This window comes from Pseudomonas sp. IC_126 (genome assembly GCF_004331835.1).
Lineage (GTDB): Bacteria > Pseudomonadota > Gammaproteobacteria > Pseudomonadales > Pseudomonadaceae > Stutzerimonas.
Genome location: NZ_SJSS01000001.1, coordinates 195436 through 215338 on the forward strand (window position 1 = coordinate 195436; position 19903 = coordinate 215338).

17 protein-coding genes and 1 pseudogene are annotated in these 19903 nt (G+C 61.4%); 6 read left to right on the top strand and 12 right to left on the bottom strand.

Annotated elements, in window-relative coordinates; genetic code table 11:
* Positions 1–71 precede the first annotated feature (71 nt).
* Positions 72–884 (top strand): inositol monophosphatase, encoded by an 813-nt coding sequence (locus E0D86_RS00885; RefSeq protein ID WP_131648100.1) that lies wholly within the window; start codon positions 72–74, stop codon positions 882–884.
* A gap of 63 nt (positions 885–947) precedes the next feature.
* Here E0D86_RS00885 and E0D86_RS00890 read toward each other — a convergent pair whose 3' ends face one another.
* Entirely contained in the window at positions 948–1436 is a 489-nt protein-coding gene (locus tag E0D86_RS00890) for a DUF3597 domain-containing protein (RefSeq protein ID WP_131648101.1), read from the bottom strand.
* Positions 1437–1827: 391 nt separating this feature from the next.
* Positions 1828–2562: a sulfite exporter TauE/SafE family protein gene (locus E0D86_RS00895; protein WP_131648102.1), complete on the bottom strand. Its 735-nt coding sequence runs from the start codon at positions 2560–2562 to the stop codon at positions 1828–1830.
* 194 nt (positions 2563–2756) lie between these two features.
* On the opposite strand from E0D86_RS00895, the gene E0D86_RS00900 reads away from it, so the two are divergent.
* Positions 2757–3659, top strand: coding sequence for a CAP domain-containing protein (locus E0D86_RS00900; RefSeq protein ID WP_131648103.1), 903 nt, complete (start codon positions 2757–2759; stop codon positions 3657–3659).
* A 12-nt stretch (positions 3660–3671) separates the two neighbouring features.
* Here E0D86_RS00900 and E0D86_RS00905 read toward each other — a convergent pair whose 3' ends face one another.
* Positions 3672–4043 carry an STAS/SEC14 domain-containing protein gene (locus tag E0D86_RS00905; RefSeq protein WP_131648104.1) on the bottom strand — a complete coding sequence of 124 codons (372 nt, stop codon included), beginning with the start codon at positions 4041–4043 and terminating at the stop codon, positions 3672–3674.
* 59 nt (positions 4044–4102) lie between these two features.
* On the opposite strand from E0D86_RS00905, the pseudogene E0D86_RS21795 reads away from it, so the two are divergent.
* Positions 4103–4183: pseudogene (locus tag E0D86_RS21795) on the top strand (hypothetical protein); the annotation flags it as partial.
* Positions 4184–4385: 202 nt separating this feature from the next.
* Here E0D86_RS21795 and E0D86_RS00915 read toward each other — a convergent pair.
* The 9 genes from E0D86_RS00915 to E0D86_RS00955 form a co-directional block, all read right to left on the bottom strand.
* Positions 4386–4667, bottom strand: coding sequence for a peptidylprolyl isomerase (locus tag E0D86_RS00915; RefSeq protein WP_131648105.1), 282 nt, complete (start codon positions 4665–4667; stop codon positions 4386–4388).
* A 70-nt stretch (positions 4668–4737) separates the two neighbouring features.
* The gene (gene glpD, locus E0D86_RS00920; RefSeq protein ID WP_131648106.1) at positions 4738–6273 is read right to left on the bottom strand and encodes a glycerol-3-phosphate dehydrogenase; all 1536 of its coding nucleotides are present in this window, start codon (positions 6271–6273) and stop codon (positions 4738–4740) included.
* Positions 6274–6550: 277 nt separating this feature from the next.
* Complete coding sequence (locus tag E0D86_RS00925) at positions 6551–7309, bottom strand: DeoR/GlpR family transcriptional regulator (protein WP_131648107.1); 759 nt, start codon at positions 7307–7309, stop codon at positions 6551–6553.
* A gap of 139 nt (positions 7310–7448) precedes the next feature.
* Entirely contained in the window at positions 7449–8960 is a 1512-nt protein-coding gene (gene glpK / locus E0D86_RS00930; RefSeq protein WP_131648108.1) for a glycerol kinase GlpK, read from the bottom strand.
* Positions 8961–8972: 12 nt separating this feature from the next.
* Entirely contained in the window at positions 8973–9851 is an 879-nt protein-coding gene (locus E0D86_RS00935) for an MIP/aquaporin family protein (RefSeq protein ID WP_131648109.1), read from the bottom strand.
* A gap of 471 nt (positions 9852–10322) precedes the next feature.
* Positions 10323–10748: a DUF1810 domain-containing protein gene (locus tag E0D86_RS00940; RefSeq protein ID WP_131648110.1), complete on the bottom strand. Its 426-nt coding sequence runs from the start codon at positions 10746–10748 to the stop codon at positions 10323–10325.
* A 565-nt stretch (positions 10749–11313) separates the two neighbouring features.
* Entirely contained in the window at positions 11314–13800 is a 2487-nt protein-coding gene (locus E0D86_RS00945) for a helicase-related protein (protein WP_131648111.1), read from the bottom strand.
* Between the two features lie 707 nt (positions 13801–14507).
* The gene (locus E0D86_RS00950) at positions 14508–15560 is read right to left on the bottom strand and encodes a serine hydrolase (protein ID WP_131648944.1); all 1053 of its coding nucleotides are present in this window, start codon (positions 15558–15560) and stop codon (positions 14508–14510) included.
* A 29-nt stretch (positions 15561–15589) separates the two neighbouring features.
* Complete coding sequence (locus E0D86_RS00955; RefSeq protein ID WP_231752200.1) at positions 15590–16627, bottom strand: serine hydrolase; 1038 nt, start codon at positions 16625–16627, stop codon at positions 15590–15592.
* A 289-nt stretch (positions 16628–16916) separates the two neighbouring features.
* On the opposite strand from E0D86_RS00955, the gene E0D86_RS00960 reads away from it, so the two are divergent.
* The 3 genes from E0D86_RS00960 (at position 16917) to E0D86_RS00970 (ending at position 19885) form a co-directional block, all read left to right on the top strand.
* Positions 16917–18185, top strand: a complete 1269-nt coding sequence (locus E0D86_RS00960) for an acyltransferase (protein WP_131648113.1) — start codon at positions 16917–16919, stop codon at positions 18183–18185.
* Between the two features lie 79 nt (positions 18186–18264).
* A complete protein-coding gene (locus tag E0D86_RS00965) occupies positions 18265–19029 on the top strand; it encodes a DUF72 domain-containing protein (RefSeq protein WP_131648114.1) in 765 nt (254 codons plus the stop codon).
* Positions 19030–19138: 109 nt separating this feature from the next.
* Entirely contained in the window at positions 19139–19885 is a 747-nt protein-coding gene (locus E0D86_RS00970) for a dienelactone hydrolase family protein (protein ID WP_371924037.1), read from the top strand.
* Positions 19886–19903 lie beyond the last annotated feature (18 nt).

Sequence of the window (19903 nt, forward strand, 5' to 3'; positions counted from 1 at the left end):
ATGCCCGTATAGCGTGATTCATTAAAATCCTGCTCCCCGCGCGATTGTGCGCAACCGTTCATAGGACAGCCATGAGTTCCGAGCAACCACTCGATATCGACGCGCGTTATGCCTGCGCCAAAGCCCTTGCTCTCGAGGCGGCACAGCTGGGAATGGAGTACTACCGCAAGCGCGACGCGCTGACGGTCGAGCACAAGGGAAATGACCTGCAGGATGTCGTGAGCATCGCTGACAAGCAGATCGAAGACTTCATTCGCGGCAGGTTGACCGAGCGTTTTCCCGAGGACGGTTTTCTCGGCGAGGAGAGCGGGTCCGCCGATCTTGGCGCTCGCTGCGTGTGGGTGATCGATCCCATCGATGGCACCGCCTGCTTCGTCAATGGTTTGCACAACTGGTGCGTGTCAATTGGTCTGCTGATCGACGGCGAACCGCACCTGGGCGCCATCGCCGATCCCAATCACGACGAGCTGTTTCATGGCTGCCTGGGCCGAGGCGCCTTCGTCAACGACATGCCCCTAAAAGCGAGCAGCGCCACGCATGTGGGCCAAGGCGTGACCGCCACCGGGACTTTTCACCCGCGAGGCAAGGAGCACTTCATTCCCTTCCTCGAAAAGCTGCTGGCTGCGGGCGGCATGTTCTTTCGCAATGGCTCTGGTGCGCTGATGACCGCTTACGTAGCGGCGGGCCGCCTGCTCGGTTATTACGAGACCGAGCTCAAGAGCTGGGATTGCGTGGCCGGGCTGGTGATGGTCAAGGAAGCGGGTGGACGAGGGAACGACTTCTTCCGCAACGACGGACTGCTGCTTGGCAATCCTTACCTCGTCGCCTGCCCCGGCGTCTATCCGCAACTGGCCGAGATGATCGGGCCATCATTGGACGATTGAGGTTTCGGATGCAGGAGCGTCCGGGTTGCGTTCCCACGCTGGCGCGTGGGAACGAACTCTTCATCAGGTGCGCAGTTCGGGCGGTACGGTGCCGCCGTGTTCCGCGAGCTTGTGCATCACGGCGCGATGCAGCCACATGTTCATCTGCGCCGAGTCGGCCATCTTGTCCGGCGGGCAACCCAGCTCGGTAGCGAGTTCCTTGCGCGACTCCAGGCTGCTGTCCAGGCCCAGCAGCTTGAGCAGGTCGACAATGGAGGTGCGCCAGTTCAGCTGCTCCGGAAAATTCGCCGCCATGCCGTCGAGCTTCGCCGGGACATCCACAACGTTGTTAGGTCCGCCGACCGTACCGGCGGTGCCAGCCATACCCGTTGCCGATGCGCTGGCCCCGGGCGGTGTGGTGGTTGCGTTGTTGGCTGTCGTCGGGCGGTTGGAGTCGACAACCGTGTCAGTGGCATGCTGGTTGACGCCCGAATCTGGTGCGGCAGGCTTGTGCGCTTCGTTGCTGACGCCGCCCAAGCCCAGTTTGTCTTTGATCTTGTCGAACAGACCCATTTCATCATCCTCGGTTGGTGTAGGTGCTGTTTGGACCATCGTCTCGGTCAAGTCATTCGGTTCCGCAGGTCGGAAGCGGTGCCCGCCGAGCTCAGTGCAAAAACGACCATGCCGCCAGAAAGCCCGGCGGCATGATCGAGAACGGCTGGTGAGCTCGACACAGCGGAATTGCGAACTGTTTTTTTGTGCGCCTGTTGGTAGCCGTTGTGGTTAGAACACCAACATGAACAAACCGATCACCACCAACAGACCGATCAGAAAAATGATGCCGATTGTGCTGCCCAGAAACTTCAGCATGAGGATGACTCCTGTTGCAGTGGGTACATTATTTCCGACTGGGGTGAGCTGTGATCGTTCAGCACTGGTGCGCCAGCGGTATGCCGGTCCGGCTTCAGAGATGCTTCCAGATCAGCTGCAAACCAGCGAGCGCCATGCCGATGCGGGCGATCCGGTAGAACCAGGTGTGATCGATGCGCTTGTGCAGCCAAAGCCCGGCCCAGACGCCGAACGGCACGATGGGCGCGAGCGCCAGGCTCAGTAGCAGGTTCTCGCGGTTGAACTGGCCGAGTGCGGCGTAGGGAATCAGCTTGATCGCATTGGTCATCAGAAAGAACAGGTTGATGGTCGCGACGTAGCGCAGCTTGTCCAGTTGCTGCGGTAGCAGATGCATCAGGATCGGCGGTCCGCCCGCATGCGCGACGAAGCTGGTGAAGCCGGCAACCGACGAAAGCAGGGTGCCGCGCCCGCGTTGCAGTGGGCGGGGCTTGTCGTTGTTAGTGATCAGCCCGAGCGCCACGAAACCCACAGCGATGAACCCCATCATCAGGCCGATCATCCGTTCGTCGAGCATGCCGAAGGTGAGCGAGCCGAGGGCGATGCCGATCAGCGCGCCGGGCAGCATGACCTTGAGATTGGGCACGTCCCATTTGCCGAAATAGGCCTTCAGACCCACCACGTCAGCCAGACAGAGAATCGGCAGCATTACAGCCGCCGCCTGTTTCGGTGAGATAGCGAGCGCCAGCAGCGGCACGGCGATCCCGCCCAGAGCGCCTCCAAAGCCACCCTTGGACAGCCCGGTGAGAAAGATCGCAGGCAGCGCGAACAGCAGAAAATCGGACAGGGTCATGGCTGGGTGTGGTTCGGATTCGATGAATGCGGTTACTTGGCGTTCGGTTTTGCCGGGCTGATGATCGCATGTTTGCTGACCTGTTTCGCTTGCTCGCCTGGATCGCTCTCGGCTGACTGTGGTCAGCAGACTAACGACCCCGTGTCAGGCTCCGCGTTGTCGGGGCAAGACCAAAACCGGAGCGAAGTGTTGCCATGACAGCCTCCAGATCGCCATCAATCATCCCAGCTCGAAAGCATCGAGCGCTGACCCAGGTGTTATGGGCAGGGCCATTGCTGCTGCTCACTGCGCTGTTCGCGGGCGAGATAAGCGCTGATGAACCGGATGCCCTGATTGGCTTGATCAACGCTTTCCGCGATACCGAACAGACATGCGACGGTGCCAAAGGCTCCGCGGTAGGGCCGCTTGCCCCCGCTGATGCCTTGGCGGTGGCTCCAGCGACCAGCGGGGCGCAGCTGCAACGTGCGTTGCAGGCGTCCGGCTATCGTCCGGCGAAACTACAAGCGGTCTCGATATCCGGTCCTGCGAGCACGCAGGCCGCCATGGATGCGCTCAGGCAACGCTATTGCAGCGCGCTGCGTAGCGAAGAGTTCGCGGAAATCGGTGTCTCCAGGCAGGGGAGTACCTGGCAGGTGCTGCTTGCCAAGCCTTTGCTATCGCCGGATCTAGGTGACTGGCGGGAAGCAGGGAAGAAGATTCTGAAACAAGTCAACGAAGCCCGCGCGCAAGCGCGAACCTGTGGCAGCCAGACATTCGAGGCGGTGCCGGCATTGCGCTGGGATGATCGGCTGGCCGAGGCTGCGCTGGCCCACAGTCGCGATATGGCCAATCAGGACTTCTTCAGCCATCGGGCGGCGAATGGCAGCCAGGTCAGCGATCGAGCCAACCGCGCCGGCTACGCGTGGAGCCGGGTCGGTGAAAACATTGCGGCAGGCCAAGGCTCGGTGGAGCAGGCCGTGGCCGGCTGGCTGGCCAGCCCCGGACACTGTCGCAATATCATGCGGGCGGACTTCACTGAGATGGGCGCCGCATATGCGACGAATCCGGACAGCGCTGCCATCAGTTACTGGACCCAAGTCTTCGGCACGCCGCGTTGAGATATCGGCAGGCTATTGCAGGCCCTCAAGCCAGTTATGCGCCTCGGTGCTCTGGTGCGCATCGAATGCCTTGATCGTCAGGCCAGGGATCAGCGCGCCTTCGATCTCGCTGGCCTTGCGCACCCACTCTCTAGAACTGACCACGGCGCAGCGGTCGAAGCGACGGATGAAACGAAACAGCTGCGGAATCCGTGACAGCTCGACACCGACGGCGCCCAGCGTCGGCATGTCGAAGTCGCCGATGCGATAGAGCATCTGGCCATGGGTGATGCCTTCTGATTTGCGCATCAGCTCATCGAGCGCGAAGCGCATTTCATTGCTGTCGAGCTTGCCGGAAAAATCGACGTCGATGCGTTTGTCGCCTATGCGCGTTACGTGGAACATCACATCGCTCCCCTCAGGGTGGATGAAAGTAGCTCTTTCTGAGCATAGCCCGTGGCTGTAATGCCGCCATCGAAACGGTCCGCGCCGGTGATCACGGGCGTGGTTTCGCGGTGGTCGCGGATCGAAACCATGCAATAAGGCGCTGAGCCAGATCGACAGTGCGGTGCAGAGCATGTGCGGCTTGAATAGCCTGGCCGGACGCTTCCGCCACGAAGCTTGACGCATGTGGCAACGTCGGCACGTTGCCCGCGGGCAAGACCTGACGATCGATTGGACGTTGCAGAGAAAGGCTGTGGAGAGCTGGAGGAGGGAGCCCCCACGCCGCAGCGCGGGGGCGCAGGATCAATCCTGACGGCTGGTGACTTCCAGCAGGTGATAGCCGAATTGGGTCTTCACCGGACCCTGCACGACATTCAGCGGGGCGCTGAATACGACGGTGTCAAATTCTTTGACCATCTGGCCTGGGCCGAACGAGCCCAGGTCGCCGCCCTGACGGCTGGATGGGCAGGTGGAATTGTCCTTGGCAACCTGAGCGAAATCGGCGCCGCCTTCGATGGCAGCTTTCAGTTCGTTGCACTTGTCTTCGGTGGGAACCAGGATGTGGCGGGCAGTGGCTCGGGCCATGGGGAGTTACTCCGTCTTGAGAAGGAGCTGAGCCTACCGCAATCGGCGGTGATTCGAAATGCTGCGGCCATCAGGCCGCATTCATATCCGTTGCCTTCGCTGGCGCAGGCCGGGCGTCCAGATAGTGGCGCAATCGGGCAAGCTCGTCAGTCGTGAACGACAGGCCGAGCTTGGTGCGGCGCCAGAGAATGTCGTCCGCGCAGGTTGCCCATTCCTGCTGGTGCAGATATTCAACTTCCAGCGTGTAGAGGTCCTGGCCCAGCAGTTCGCCCAGCTCAGTGACTGAGCGAGCCTCGCCAAGCATTTTCCAGACGCGACTGCCGTAAAGATTCGCCCATCGCCGAGCCAGGTCTAAGTCGATGCCTTCGATCCTGGCGACCAACTTTTCGACCAATGCTTGCGGCGAGTCCATGCCTTCGCCACCGGGAAGGCTGGCCTTCGCTGTCCAGCGCTCGCCCATTTGCGGAAAGAACGGCGCAAGGTGCTCCATCGCCGATTCGGCCAGTTTGCGGTAGGTCGTCAGCTTGCCGCCGAACACCGAAAGCAACGGCGCCTGCTTCTGCTCGGCTTCCAGCGACAGGGTGTAATCGCGGGTAACGACCGAGGGATTGTCGGACTCGTCGTCGCACAGTGGGCGAACGCCGGCAAAGGTGTGCAGGATGTCCTTGGGTTCCAATTGCTTGCGGAAGTGCGCATTGGCCACGCCCAGCAGGTAGGCGATTTCTTCTTCGCTGATGCTGACCGTGGCCGGATCGCCGTGATACTCGCGATCGGTGGTGCCGATCATGGTGTAGCGACCCATGTACGGGATGGCGAACACGATGCGCCGATCCTCGTTCTGCATGATGTACGCCTGCTCGCCTTCGTACAGCTTGGGCACGATGACGTGGCTGCCCTGAATCAGACGAATGCCGTAAGGCGAGCGCTGCTGCAGGTTCTCGCCGATGAACTGCGCGACCCAAGGGCCCGCCGCGTTGACCAGTGCCTTGGCGCGCAGCGAGAAGCGCGTACCGTTCTGGCGCTGTAGCTCGACATGCCAGATACCGCCGGCACGTTTGGCGCTCAGGCAGCGGGTGCGGGTATGGATGTGCGCGCCTTTTTCGCGCGCCGCCATGGCGTTGAGCACTACCAGTCGTGCATCGTCGACCCAACAATCGGAATATTCGAAACCGCGCCGTATCGCCGGTTTCAGCGGGCTTTCATCGCCGAAGCGCAGGCCGCGCGAGGCGGGAAGTTGTTCCCGCTTGCCGAGGTTGTCATAAAGAAACAGCCCGGCTCGAATCATCCAGGCGGGCCGCAGATGCGGGCGATGGGGCAGGACGAAACGCATCGGCTTGACGATATGCGGCGCCTTGCGCAGCAGCACCTCGCGTTCGGCCAGTGCCTCGCGTACCAGGCGGAACTCATAATGTTCGAGATAACGCAGGCCGCCGTGGATCAGCTTGCTGCTGGCCGATGATGTATGGCTGGCAAGATCGTCGCGTTCGCACAGGAAAACCGACAGCCCGCGCCCAGCCGCATCGGCGGCGATCCCGACGCCGTTGATTCCTCCGCCGATAACGGCGATGTCATAGAGCTCGGAGACGGGGCGGTCGGTGTCGGTCACGGTGTTCTCCTAAAAACGAATATCTATTTTCGAATGTGAACATCGTAGCGTAGAAGAGTTCTTCTCTCCAGATAGAATGTTCACTTTTTATATCAAAAGAAAATAAACGAACAGAAGTGAGCTGCTTGTTGGGGCTGAGGTTGTACTGATCGAGTTGTGCTTTTTTCTTGGTGGGCTGAAGCCCACCCTACGCCGACCTGCGCCAGCTGTGGGTGAGCCGGGCGGCGTTCCGCTTCAGCCCACCAGGCTCAGGCGTCCGGCCTTGGCTAAACGACGATCAACCAGTGACTTCCAGCTTCACGTCATGGCGCGCGAGCAGTTCGACAAAGGCTTCCGGCGGCTGGGCCTCGGTGAACAGCACATCGATTTGCTCCAGCGAACCGAGGCGGGTCATCGCATTGCGGCCGAATTTGCTCGAATCCGCAGCGAGGAAGATCTTGCGGGCATTGTTGATGATGGCCTGGGAAACACGGACTTCCTGGTAGTCGAAGTCCAGCAAGGTGCCGTCCTCGTCGATGCCGCTGATGCCGATCAGGGCGAAGTCCACCTTGAACTGGCTGATGAAATCCGCCGTTGCCTGGCCAACGACGCCGCCGTCGCTGCGCACGTTACCGCCCGCGATCAGGACGTCGAAGTCTTCCTTGGGGCTGAGGATGCTCGCCACATGCAGGTTGTTGGTGATGACCTTGAGGTCGCGATGATTCAGAAGCGCGTGGGCGATGGCTTCGGTGGTGGTGCCGATGTTGATGAACAGCGAAGCTTGATCGGGAATGTGCGCGGCCATGGCATCGGCGATACGGCGCTTCTCGTCGCGCATCTGGCGGGCGCGCTGGGTGTAGGCGGTGTTCTGCACGCTCGAATCGTGAGCGGCGCCGCCATGGTAGCGGCGTAGCAGGCCGGCTTCGCCGAGCTGGTTGATATCGCGGCGGATGGTCTGCGGCGTCACCGCGAACTGCTGCGCCAGCTCTTCGATGCTGACGTAGCCGCGTTCGCGCACCAGTTCGAGAATGCTCTGCTGTCGTGGGGCCAGACTCATGGAGGCTTCCTTCTTATCGATATGCCGGAAGCATGCCGCAGTCTGGTCTCCGATTAAAGAATTGTTCGTTTGTGAATAGCGGCGCCGGCGCGGAAACGAATCCGGGCCGGGCGCCGTCGAGTGGCAATGCCGGTTTGATTTAGTCCTCTGCCCAGTCTCGAGTGCGGTCTACGGCCTTCTTCCAACCCTTGTAAAGTGCCTCGCGCTGCTCGTTATCGCAGGCCGGTTCGAAGACCCGCTCGATGGTGGCCTTGCTGCGTAGCTCATCGAGGCTGCTCCAGAAGCCGGTCGCCAGGCCCGCCAGGTAGGCAGCGCCGAGGGCGGTGGTTTCCTTCATTTGCGGGCGTTCGACATGGGTCCCGAGCAGGTCGGCCTGGAACTGCATGAGGAAGTTGTTGGCTACCGCGCCGCCGTCCACACGCAGCGAGCGCAGACGTTCACCGGCGTCCTGCTGCATGGCATCGAGGACATCGCGGGTCTGGTAGGCGATGGATTCCAGCGCGGCACGGATGAGGTGGTCGACCTTCACACCGCGCGTCAGCCCGAACAATGCGCCACGGGCGCGAGGGTCCCAGTAGGGCGCGCCGAGGCCGGTGAAGGCAGGCACCAGATAGACGCCATTGCTGTCCTTGACCTTGGTGGCGAAGTATTCGGAATCCAGCGAATCATTAATCACCTTCAGCTCGTCGCGCAGCCACTGCACAGTGGAGCCGCCGTTGAAGATGGCGCCTTCCAATGCGTAATTGACCTCGCCCTTCGGGCCGCAGGCAATGGTGGTAAGCAGGCCGTGCTCGGACTGTACGGCTTTGGTTCCGGTGTTCATCAACAGAAAGCAGCCGGTGCCGTAAGTGTTCTTGGCCTGGCCCGGCTCGACGCACATCTGCCCGAACAGCGCCGCCTGCTGATCGCCCGCGATACCGGCAATCGGGATGCCGGTGCTCTGGCCGGAGCCGAGATAGGCATGACCATAGATCTCGGAGGAGGAGCGCACCTCGGGCAGCATTTCGCGCGGGATATCCAGCGCCTCCAGCATGACCGGGTCCCAGTCCAGCTTGTGGATGTCGAACAGCATGGTGCGCGATGCGTTGGTGTAATCGGTGACGTGGGCCTTGCCCTGGGTCATCTTCCAGATCAGCCAGCAATCGACGGTGCCGAACAGCAGCTCACCACGCCGCGCACGTTCGCGACTGCCCTCGACGTGATCCAGGATCCACTTGATCTTGGTGCCGGAGAAATAGGGATCGATGACCAGGCCGGTGGTTTTGCGGATGTGCTCCTGCATGCCGTCACGCTTGAGCTGATCGCAGATCGGCGTGCTCTGGCGGCTCTGCCAGACGATGGCGTTATAGATGGGCCTGCCGGTGAGCTTGTCCCAGACGATGGTGGTTTCGCGCTGGTTGGTGATGCCGATGGCCGCCACTTGCTCGTTGGTGATGCCGGCCTGAGCCAAGGCTTCGACGAAGACGCCGCTCTGGGTGGCCCAGATTTCCATCGGGTCATGCTCGACCCAGCTCGGCTGCGGGTAGATCTGCGCGAACTCGCGCTGAGCGATAGTGACCACGTTAGCGTTGCGGTCCAGCACGATGGCACGGGAACTGGTGGTGCCCTGGTCGAGGGCGACGATGAATTGCTTGTCGTTCGGGTTGCTCATGATGTCGATTCCTTAACGAGCTTCTTGGGCAGTGGCATCGTGTTTGCTGTAACGCTTGGCTTCGTGATCTGGCTCAGGTGCAGCACAAGCGCCCGAGCCCAGATTCGGGAGATGCTTGCAGATCAGTGCCTTGTAGCCTGCGGCGCCGATGCAGGCGCCCAGCACCGGAGCGATCAGCGGGACCAGAAAGTAGGGAATGTCCCGCCCGCCAGTGAAGGCAACCTCGCCCCAGCCGGCAAAGAAAGTCATCAGCTTCGGTCCGAAATCCCGTGCCGGGTTCATAGCAAAGCCGGTTAACGGGCCCATCGCGCCGCCGATCACCGCGATCAGCAGGCCGATCAGCAGCGGAGCCAGCGGGCCGCGGGGCAGGCCATTACCATCGTCGGTCAGCGCCATGATCATTCCCAGCAGAATAGCGGTAATCACCACTTCCACCAGAAACGCCTGGCCGATGGACAGGGACGCGTGAGGGTAGGTGGAGAACACCGAAGCGAGTTCAAGGCTGGCGAGGCTGCCGCGCGTCATCTGCTGGGCTTGTTCGAAATCGAAAAACAGGCTGCTGTAAAGTCCGTAAACCAACGCAGCGGCGCAGAATGCGCCTGCCGTCTGGGCGAGGATGTACGCGGGCACCTTGTTGCGCTCGAAGGTGCCGAACAGCCAGAGCGCGATGGACACGGCAGGGTTCAGGTGAGCGCCCGACACGCCAGCGGCCAGGTACACCCCCATGCTGACGCCGATGCCCCAGATTACGCTTATTTCCCAAAGACCTAGGTCAGCTCCGCCAAGCTTCAGCGCAGCGACGCAGCCGGTGCCAAAGAAGATCAATAGAGCGGTGCCGAGGAATTCGGCGATGCATTGCCCCCGTAGCGTCGGGGTGGACGGGTTACTCATGCGCAGAACCTCTTCTGGAGACTGTTGTTTTTATAATCCGAATACTGCGTGGGTTCGAAAATGTTCGGAAGCGAAAACTTAAAGTCAAATTCTGGCGCTGTCAAAGTAAAAACTTGAACATTTCATAGAAAAGGTAGCGAACGGAGCGGTAGATCCGTTGTCGCCATCAGCCGGCGCAGGCTAGGCAGCGGCAAAGTGCGAAGAAGTGCGGAACGTCAACGCCGAGTGGCCTCAGCGCGGCGCAACGCTGATGCACCATCGCATGGAGAGCTACCAGAAGAGTTTTCTCACAGGCAAAGCCGCCTCTCGTAACGGACGTTCAGCCAAGCGAACTGTGGGGTACTGGCCGTGCGCAGAGCGCACCCTACGGATGTACGAGACCCTGTAGGGTGCGCTCCGCGCAGCAAGGCCCTGATGGCATACCGGCAGTGCAATCGCCTCTGACAATCACATGCTAGAGCTTGGCAACGCTCAGCGTTGCAGTCTGGCCAACGTCGCCGGATCTGCCTCGCCGCCATAGAAAGCGTCCAGGACCTGACGATAGATGGTCCGCTCAGGTGCGACGGCGCTGAACAGCGTCATGCTCGAACGTAGCTTCAGGTCATCGGGCGAGCCGAGTATCTGCCGCGCCGGACGATCGGTGTGCTGCAGCATCGCCTGCGCGCATTCCTCCAGCCGTGCTCCCAGCAGCGGATGCTGCAGATAGACGAGCGCCTCGTCTGTGCTGGAAATGGCGTAGCGTCGCGCCATGTCGCTATGGCCGAGCCCGGCGATCTGCGGAAAAACGAACCACATCCAATGGCTGTGTTTACGGCCGGCTTTCAATTCCGCCAGCGCGCGATCGTAGATGCCGTCTTGGGCGACGACGAATCGTTTCATGTCGTAAGTATCGTGCATGGGTGCCTCCGCACGCTGCGTCCATCGTTCATATGAGACAGCCCCGGACTCGATGATTCGCTTCTTCTGACGTGGCTGTTTACGCGTTGTTTACACCTGCCTGACGCCCGCTGACCGAGCGGCGGTGTTTGATAGCTGTGGGCAACGAGCCCACTCGTAGAAAGGAGAAAGCCATGTTCAGTCGCATACTCAAGATCGGTCTGCTTACCGGCTGCCTGATCACAGCCAGTGCCGCTTCAGCAGCTGATCGCAACGTTGTGGTTCCCGTATTGGCGGGTGCGGCAGTCGGGGCGGTTCTGGTCGCGGTGCTATCGAACGATTCCGATGACCGTCACAGCCATCGGCATTCTCGCCGTTATCAGCATCAGCCGAAGCCTCATGTTCATCACCATCGGCATGCGCCCCGTGCAATGAAGTACCGGCCGAAACGCGTCGAGTACGTCATGGTCCCAGTGGAGCGTCGAGATTGGCGCAGAGGACATCGTTAACAGCCAAAGCAAAGAAGCGGGCACCCTACAACTCATAAACCATTGAGCTGATGGGGCGCCCGCCTGGCCGTGAATCGCTACGTTTTTACCTGCTTTGGAGTGCGCCGTTTGGCGTATGGCTGCTCTTTAGCTCGCTGTTCCTGAAAGCAGTTCTGACACAAACGAAATTGTCGCTCGGCCATTGGCATGGCCTTGCCGCACTGCTTGCAGTTTCGGGTTTCGCCTGAGAGGCGGCGGCGGTCCGAACTGCGCGGCTTGCGTTGGCGGGACAGCTCGCGGGTGATCGCGCCGTTTAGCAGGCTGCGGTGCTGTTCGGCCTGTTCCAGCGCCGGGAAGTGCGCCGGCAGCGTTCGCGCCAGGTGCAGGTAGGTTTCGATGACATGCAGCGAGCTTTCCAATGTCGCCAGATCGGCATCGATGATCAGCCGCGGCAGTGGGACTTCCTTGTCCTGCGCAACCTTCTTCAGCCATTGCTGGGCGAAGATGCTGGCGGGGCTGTCAAGGCCGCCGCGGATCGGCGTACAGGCGAAAATCCAGCGCAGCGGTAAGTCGATGGTCGGATCGTCGATCAGCTTGATCCACTCGGCCAGCTCGTCCGGCAGCACCGAGATGAATTCCTCGCCATAGTTGATGTTGCGATTGAAGGTCAACCAGGCACGCAGCAGGCTGGGCTCTTCCATCAGCTCGGCGATGGCCTGCAGATGTTCGATCGATGGTCGTACCTGGAATTGCGACAAATCCACCGGCAGGTCGGCGCTATGGAATAGACGCTTGATTGATTGCAGGGTCTGCACATCGAGCGCAGTGATGAGGCCGCTGTCGTGATGGCCGAAACGCCCGGCGCGCCCGCCGATCTGCTTGACCTCTTGCACCTTCAGCTGACGGTTCTGGATACCGTCGTATTTTTCATCGGTGTAGAAACACAGCGTGTGCGCCGGCAGGTTCAGCCCCATGCCCACGGCATCGGTGGCGACCATGATGTCCGCCTCGCCTTCACGAAACCGTCGTGCCTGCTCGCGGCGCACTTCCGGCGACAGCGCGCCGTAAACCACCGAGACGCTCTTGCCGGTCATCTCCAGCATGGCCTTGAGTTCCAATACCGTCTTGCGGCTGAAGGCGACCAGCATCGAGCCTTCGTCGAGCTGCTTGAGCGTGGTCGAGCGACGCGCCACTTCCACCGGCGACAGACGCTTGGTGCGCTTGACCACCAATTCGTCATCGCACAGGTCGCAGAGCGTTTTCAGCGAGGGTTGGATCAGCTCCGGACCAGTCATGATCAGCTCTGGCGTATAGGCGCTGACCAGTGCATCGACCCAGGCCCAGCCGCGCTGCGAGTCGGCCATCATCTGCACTTCATCGATGACCACCACATCCCAGGGCTGATGGCGGAAGCGGGCGAACTCTTCGACCGTGCAGCAGTAATGCGTGGCGCCTTCGCGGATGATTTCCTCTTCGCCCGTGACCAGCGAGCAAGGCACGCCCATGGACTCGATGCGTTCCTGGTTTTCCAGCGCCATCAGCCGTAGTGGCGAAAGATAGATGGCGTGCTCGACGCCGGTCATCGCCTCGATGGCCTGGTGCGTCTTGCCGCTGTTGGTCGGGCCGAGCAGGGCGGTCCACGTACGGGTGATCCGCCGCGCCGCGTAGAGCTTGTGGTAGTGCACGAAGCGCGGGTTGTTCTCCAGCAGCACGGCGAAGGCCATCTTCTCCTTGTGGTCCTGGCGGGCGAAGCGGATGGTCCGGCGAAGTTTCTTCGGCTCCATCATGAACACTTCGGTCAGGCGCTTCTCGCCCAGCAGCTGCAGGTCGAAGTCGCCGGCTTCCTCGATCATCATCTCGAACTTGGCCAGCAGATCCTGACGATCCTGCGCCTTCAGTTCGGCCACGTCCTGTTCGCTTAGCACTTGACCTTGGCCACCGGGAATGCGCCGCTGCAGGTCCAGCGCGACGTCGCCGTGGCGCAGTTCCACGACATAACGCAGTTCGTGCTTCACCTCGTTGAGGATATCGACGGCCTTGGCGGCGAAGTCATCGAGCCGGGAGAGTTTTGTCGGCAAGCGATCCAGAACGCGCGTCTTCTGCTCGTCGCTCATGCTGGCGAAGGGGCGCTCCAGCACATGCAGACGGTCCCGGACCCGTGCTTCGATGGCGTCGTCCACGTTGGCTTCGAATTCGTCGATGGAGGTGCTGTCAGGGATGCGTAGCGCGAGCTCGGGTTCCAGCAGGTTCTGTAGCGGACCGCAGTCGAGCGTTTTCTCGGCGCCGAAGATGTCGACGTTGCAGCTGTAGTCGTTCAGATCGCGATTGAGCAATCGGCCGATCAGGCTCTGGGGATCGGCACTCTCGACGTTGGCATCGACCGCCGGCTCGTCCAGTCCGAGCCAGAACAACCGCGCCGCGCGCCCGATCTCGGGCGGTTGATGGCCGATATAGGTGCTGAACCAATTGTCCTGATGGTTCTTCTTCGGCATGAAGTCGGGATGGCGCTCCGAGGCCCATGTCAGGAAGCGCTGCAGTCGCTCCAGCTTGAGGGAGTTGCGGTGTTTGACTTCGGCCTTGCGCATGATCGACGCCTCTCTGATCAGTTCAGCTGCCCCCATTATGGACAACCCGATGGGGACTTCCGATCAATTGCTCTGCATTCGCGTGGATCTCAATTCAACGGTCAGCAACGCAAGCGGATCTGCATGGAATTGCGGCAGTGTGCTTTTGCTTCTTGTGGGACTTCGGGGCGAAGCTTTGGCTTTTGCGCTGGCTGAGGGCACGCTTTCGCCGCGAGGGCGCGCCTCCTACGAAAGCGGATCGGCATGGGTCTGTGGAGTGCGCTTTGCTTTGTGGGAGGCCCGCCCTCGGGGCGAGGCTTCGGCTTTTGCGTTGGCTGAAAATACGGTTCGCCGCGAGGTCGCGCCTCCTATGAAAGCGGATCGGCATGGGTCTGTGGAGTGCGCTTTGCTTTGTGGGAGGCCCGTCCTCGGGGCGAGGCTTTGGCTTTTGCGTTGGCTGAAAATACGGTTCGCCGCGAGGGCGCGCCTTCTACGAAAGCGGATCGGCATGGGCCTGTGAAGTGCGCTTTGCTTTGTGGGAGGCCCGCCTTCGGGGCGAAGCTTTGGCTTTTGCGCTGGCTGAGGGCACGCTTTCGCCGCGAGGTCGCGCCTCCTACGAAAGCGGATCGGCGTGGGGCTGTGGCAGTGCGCATTGCTTTTTGTGGGAGGCCCGCCTCGGGGGGAAGCTTTTGGGTTGAGCCGCGCGGGAGCGGCGGAACCATCAGCCATCACTCGGTTTTGTTTAGCAGCACTCGGGTAATGGCTTCGCCCACGCGCTCGAAGGCCGCTCCGGCTTCCTTGGCTTCGTCCAGGGCCTCGGCGCAGGCCACGATGATGACGGTTTTCTCCTGCTTTTCCGCCAGGGGTTCGATCACGCCTACATGGCAGGCGCGTTCCAGTTGCGTGCCGGTCTTCTGGATGAAGGGCACATCGCTGGGCAGGCCGGCTTCGAGGCGGTAGGCGTCATACCGATCCAACTTCATGTCCTTGAACAGCAGATCCCGGCTGGACTCGGAAAGCAGATCGCCTTCGACCAGTTTCTCCAGCAGCGTGCCGTAGGCTTCCAGCGTGCTGGAATTCAGGTTGCGCGCGTAATAGCGCTCATAAGCCTGCTCCATGCTGTCGGCCTTCAGCTCGCTTTCGGAGAGCGACAGGGCGTTGGCGACCGCCTCGTAGCGCGGCTCGCTGAAGGGCGCCGATGCAAGCTTCACCAGTTCGATGTTGTCCAGTTCATGCGCACCGGGATGCAGCTCGCCATAGACGTCCCGCCGCACCTGAGTGAAGTCGGTGATGCGTTCAAAGCCCTTGCCGCCCATGTTCTTGCGTGTGCGCTCGTTCAGCTCATCCTCGCCAATGAGCCGGATCAGCATGTTGGCGGCCGTGTTGTCGCTTTCGATGAGCATTTCGTTCAGCAGCGCGCGCAGCGAATATTCGACGCCGTCGTCCTGCCAGACCAGATCGCCGGAGCCGTCGACCTTGTCGGTGGCTTGCAGGCTCATCTGCTCGTCGAGGCTCTGCTCGCCTTCGTCGACGCTCTGCAGGACCGCGATGGCGATCGGCACCTTGACCGCCGAACCCAGGTACCAGAAGCGGTCCGCCTCGTAGTCGAGTGCCTCGCCGTCACCTAGGTGTTTGATGTAAACGCCGAGATTGCCTGGGCTCTGTTCGTCGATCTGGCGAATGTCCTGCTCCAGCGCGTTGCGCCAGGACTCCGAATAGGCCTGTTCCTTATACGCCCAGAGCGCCAGCCCGAGGCCTACCAAGGCCGGTAGGGCGAGCAATTTTCCGGTGCGCGCGAGCGGGGCTGGTTTCATAGGCGAAGCACTCCAGAGGCGGTTATCGCTTCGCCCGCGCCGCGCAACGCGCGTTCGGCCTTGGCGGTGGATGCAGCACCGCGCACGCAGGCGATCACAACGATACGTCCGGCGGGGTCGGCTATGCGGAACGGTGGCGGCGCGATCACGCCGGCATCGCAGATACGGGCGAGCTGAGTGCCCGTCTTGTGCGCATAGCCGACCGTCGGTGGCAATCCGGCCTTGATGCGCTGGGCTCCGGTGGCCACGCGATTCATCACGCTGAGCAGGTATTCGGTGCTGGCTTGGCTCAGCGCCTTGCCTTCCACTACTGCGGACAAGAGATCGCCATAGGCTTGCAACGTGCCCGAATTGAAGGGCGTCGCGTAATAACGTTCATAGGCCTCGCGCAGCGGGATTTTGGTGAACGCGCTCTGCTGGACGCCGAGCAGGCTGGCCAGAAGCGAGAGGCGTCCGGCTTCGCTGCGCTGCGCTTTGAGCGAAAGGAAATCCCTGCCGGAGAGCAGGCGGGCAGAGGGGTGTAGTTCCCCGTAGATCAACCTGCGCACACCCGCCAGGGTGGTGATCGGGCCGAGGCCTTCCGGCACCAGTTCGCGGGTCACGGCATTGACCGCGTCGAGGCCGACCAGGCGGATGAGCATGTCGCTTGCGGTGTTATCGCTGTGGATCAGCATCTGGTCCATCAGGTAACGGACGCTGAGCGAGGTTCCCGGTGCGTGTCGTTTGGTCGGTCCGGCGCCGTCGACGTAGTCCGACTCCAGCAAGCGCACGGTGCTATCCAGGCTCAGGGTGTCCTGATCGATGCGACGCATGACGGCAATGGCCACCGGGACCTTGACCGTGGACGCAAGGTACCAGGCTTCCTCGCCGTGGTAGGAGGCCGACACGCCGGTATCCAGATCCTTGAGGTAGATGCCCAGCTCGCCCGAGGTGCTCGCATCGACCTTGGCGATGTGTTCGAGGAAGTTTTCCGTCCAGCTGAAACCGTCCTGCGCCACCGCCCGCAGTGGCGATGCAAGCAGGACCATTGCCATCAGCAAGGGCGTTGCGATACCTGTTCGTAGCTGGGGCTTGGCTCGGAACAACACGGTTAGCGGACCTCTCTGCCGGTTATTGGTCATGGTTGGACCTGCATCGCTCCGGCCCGTGCCCGACGCATACGTGACGAAATATTGATCTTTCGGATGACGGCGTTGTGCGACGTGCCGTGTCGCCTATCCAATCCGGCTGCGGCGCGAATGCTCAGCGGATATCGAACGACTGCCTGCAACGGAACGTCCTATTTGCGGACGGCAAGTGGTCGCCGCATAGCAGGAGCAACGCATGGAGCAAGTCAGCAGGGAAAAATTCATCGGGCTCGAGTGGTTGCGATTCTCGCTCGGCATATACCTGGTGTTCTTTCATACGATCCATGTGTATCCCGAGGAACAGCGGCCCTGGTGGCTGTCGGACCTGACCGGGGTGGGGTTCTTCGCGACCAGCAGTTTCTTTGTGCTGTCGGGCTTCTTGCTGGCCCATGTCTATTGTCAGCAAGGACAGCTGCGCGAACCGGGGCGCAGCTTCCTCAGCCGGCGTTTCGCCAATCTCTATCCGTTACACCTGTTTTCACTGGGATTGACGGCGGTGGTGTTGTTCATCATCGCCAAACTCGGTATCCCGCCGGACGACGTCAAGGCGACCCTGCGTTTCGTGGTTTACGACACCAACGAGGATTTGGGCGAGGCGTCCAGAGAGACCCTTGAGCACTTCATGGGCAATGGCGAGCTGTTGCTCAATTTCGTCCTGCAGCTGTTCATGCTGCAGGCATGGAATCCTTACTACCTGACCTTCAATCCACCGTTGTGGTCGATTTCCACGCTGTTCTTCTTTTATCTGACGTTCCCTTTGCTGGCGCCGCGGCTGATGCGGTTGCGGCACAAGGCACTCTGGCTCGCGGTCATCGCGGCGATCTACCTGATCCCGCCGCTCTGGGTGATTCAGCAGCAGGAATATGGTGTTCCCTATACCGGCATGCTGCACCGCATGCCCTTGCTGCGCCTGCCGGAATTTCTCGCCGGCATCTTGTTGTATGGGGTGTTCCGCGAAATGCAGAGTCAAGGACGCGTGCCGAGGCCGGGCAGTCGTTTGGCGCTGGCAGGCTTCGTGCTGGCCTGCTTCATCGCCGCCATTTGGCTGCTGAAGGGAGAAAAGCTCTGGTACTTCCTGCTGCACAACGGGCTGCTGCTGCCCTCGCAATTGGCGCTGGTCTACCTCTTTGCGCTGATCGCCACGCCAGGCAGCGCCCGCCTGAATCGCTGGTCGCAGCGTCTAGGAACGGCATCGCTGCCGCTGTTCGTGCTGCATGTACCGGCGTTCATCCTGTTTTCTCGTTCGGAAAAACTGCTGGGCGTCGCTTCGTCCAGCTGCTTCGAGACCTGGGCCGATTGCGCCGTCCGGGCCGGAGAACAACAGCTGTCACTGCTGTTCTATCCGCTCTACTTGATCTTGACGGTGGTGCTCTGCGTCTGGGCTCAGGAGCATGCCGTGGTGCCGGCACGCAAATGGTTGCTCAAGCGGTTGCCGGTCCAGTCGGGCACGCGATCGGCACGCTAGGGTCGATTAGCGCCGGGAGGATCAAGCCGGCATGCGCGATGGTCATCTGTAAGAGCCAACATTCGGCGGGACCCTCACAGTGAAGGACTTCGACACCTCCATATTTCTCGGCACGGCGGGCTGGAGCCTGCCGCGCGAGCAGTGGCCAGCATTCCCGGACGAGGGCACGCACCTGCAGCGCTACGCCAATCGTTTTCCAGCGGTGGAAATCAATAGCTCCTTCTATCGCCCCCATCGACCCGCCACCTACGCCAAGTGGGCCGAAAGCGTACCGGCAGCGTTTCGCTTCTGCGTGAAGCTGCCCAAGCAGATCACCCACGAGCGGCGGCTGATCGCTTGCGAAGAACCGCTCGAACGTTTCCTGCACGAGTGCGGCCATCTGGGCGAGAAATTGGGCTGCCTGCTTGTGCAATTACCGCCTTCGCTGGCCTATGACTCTGCGAGCGCCGGTACTTTTTTCGCTGCATTGAGAGCCCGCCACGACGGGCCGGTGGCCATCGAGCCTCGCCATCGTAGCTGGCTCGATGCCGAGTCGCTGCTGCAGCAGGCGCAGATCGCCCGCGTCGCTGCCGATCCCACGGCCTTTGCCGAAGCGGCCGAGCCGGGCGGCTGGGCGGGGTTTCGCTATTACCGGCTGCACGGCTCGCCGCGCATCTACCATTCCTCATACGCTGCCGATTGGCTCGATTCGCTGGCCGACCGCCTAGCCGATCAGCCGGACGGCGTTGCTAATTGGTGCATCTTCGACAACACGGCCAGTGGGGCAGCGACGGCCAATGCGCTGGCGCTGCAGGGGCGCCTCCCCAGCAACGGGCTCCAACGACACAAACCGAAACGGTCCTGAAGTAGGGCCGGCCTGTACAGTGGGTTTTTTCCGCTACTGTTGAAAAGTCGTCTCACTTCGCAGGTAGAAACCCATGAAAAAGACGTGCATTGCCCTGGCGCTGGCCGGGATGGTCGGCGTTGCCGAAGCCGCTGTGGTGGTCAAGCCCCATGCCTATGAAATCGACGGCGAAGCCTTCGAGGGCTTGCTGGTTTACGACGATGCGGTGACCACGCCGCGCCCCGGTTTGGTGATGGTGCCGAACTGGCTCGGGGTGACCGAACGATCGGCGGAGAAAGCCGCGCGCGCCGCAGGGGAGAAATACGTGGTGTTCATGGCGGATCTGTATGGCAAGGCGGTACGGCCATCGAATCCGGATGAAGCCAAGGCGGCCGCTACCTCGGTACGCGGTGATCGCGCGCTGATGCGCAAGCGCGCCCAGGCTGCGGTCGATGCGTTCAAATCACAGCAGGACGTAGCGCTGGATACCAGCAAGATGGCGGCGATCGGTTTCTGCTTTGGTGGCGGCGCAGTGCTGGAACTGGCCCGCTCTGGTGCCGATCTGGACGCCTTCGTCTCCTTCCACGGCAACCTGGACACGCCTAACCCCGATGACGCCAAGCAGATCAAGGCACCTGTGCTGGTTTTGCACGGTGCCGATGATCCGGCTGTGCCGAAGGAGCAAGTCGATGGCTTCGTCGCCGAGATGCAAGCCACCGATGCCGACTGGCAAATGGTCAGCTATGGCAACGCCGTGCATTCGTTTACCGACCCCTATGCCAAGGTGCCGGGCCGCAACGAGTACAACCCGTTGGTGGCGAAGCGCGCTTTCGAGGCCATGAACGACCTGCTCGATGAGGTGTTCATGGCGCAATGAGCGTGATGCACTTTCGGC

Bases quoted from the DNA above. Each gene is read 5' to 3' on its own strand.
- E0D86_RS00885 (WP_131648100.1), top strand. From the start codon at position 72: ATGAGTTCCGAGCAACCACTCGATATCGACGCGCGTTATGCCTGCGCC.
- E0D86_RS00890 (WP_131648101.1), bottom strand. From the start codon at position 1,436: ATGGGTCTGTTCGACAAGATCAAAGACAAACTGGGCTTGGGCGGCGTC.
- E0D86_RS00895 (WP_131648102.1), bottom strand. From the start codon at position 2,562: ATGACCCTGTCCGATTTTCTGCTGTTCGCGCTGCCTGCGATCTTTCTC.
- E0D86_RS00900 (WP_131648103.1), top strand. From the start codon at position 2,757: ATGACAGCCTCCAGATCGCCATCAATCATCCCAGCTCGAAAGCATCGA.
- E0D86_RS00905 (WP_131648104.1), bottom strand. From the start codon at position 4,043: ATGTTCCACGTAACGCGCATAGGCGACAAACGCATCGACGTCGATTTT.
- E0D86_RS00915 (WP_131648105.1), bottom strand. From the start codon at position 4,667: ATGGCCCGAGCCACTGCCCGCCACATCCTGGTTCCCACCGAAGACAAG.
- E0D86_RS00925 (WP_131648107.1), bottom strand. From the start codon at position 7,309: ATGAGTCTGGCCCCACGACAGCAGAGCATTCTCGAACTGGTGCGCGAA.
- glpK (WP_131648108.1), bottom strand. From the start codon at position 8,960: ATGAGCAACCCGAACGACAAGCAATTCATCGTCGCCCTCGACCAGGGC.
- E0D86_RS00935 (WP_131648109.1), bottom strand. From the start codon at position 9,851: ATGAGTAACCCGTCCACCCCGACGCTACGGGGGCAATGCATCGCCGAA.
- E0D86_RS00940 (WP_131648110.1), bottom strand. From the start codon at position 10,748: ATGCACGATACTTACGACATGAAACGATTCGTCGTCGCCCAAGACGGC.
- E0D86_RS00945 (WP_131648111.1), bottom strand. From the start codon at position 13,800: ATGCGCAAGGCCGAAGTCAAACACCGCAACTCCCTCAAGCTGGAGCGA.
- E0D86_RS00955 (WP_231752200.1), bottom strand. From the start codon at position 16,627: ATGGCAATGGTCCTGCTTGCATCGCCACTGCGGGCGGTGGCGCAGGAC.
- E0D86_RS00960 (WP_131648113.1), top strand. From the start codon at position 16,917: ATGGAGCAAGTCAGCAGGGAAAAATTCATCGGGCTCGAGTGGTTGCGA.
- E0D86_RS00970 (WP_371924037.1), top strand. From the start codon at position 19,139: ATGGTCGGCGTTGCCGAAGCCGCTGTGGTGGTCAAGCCCCATGCCTAT.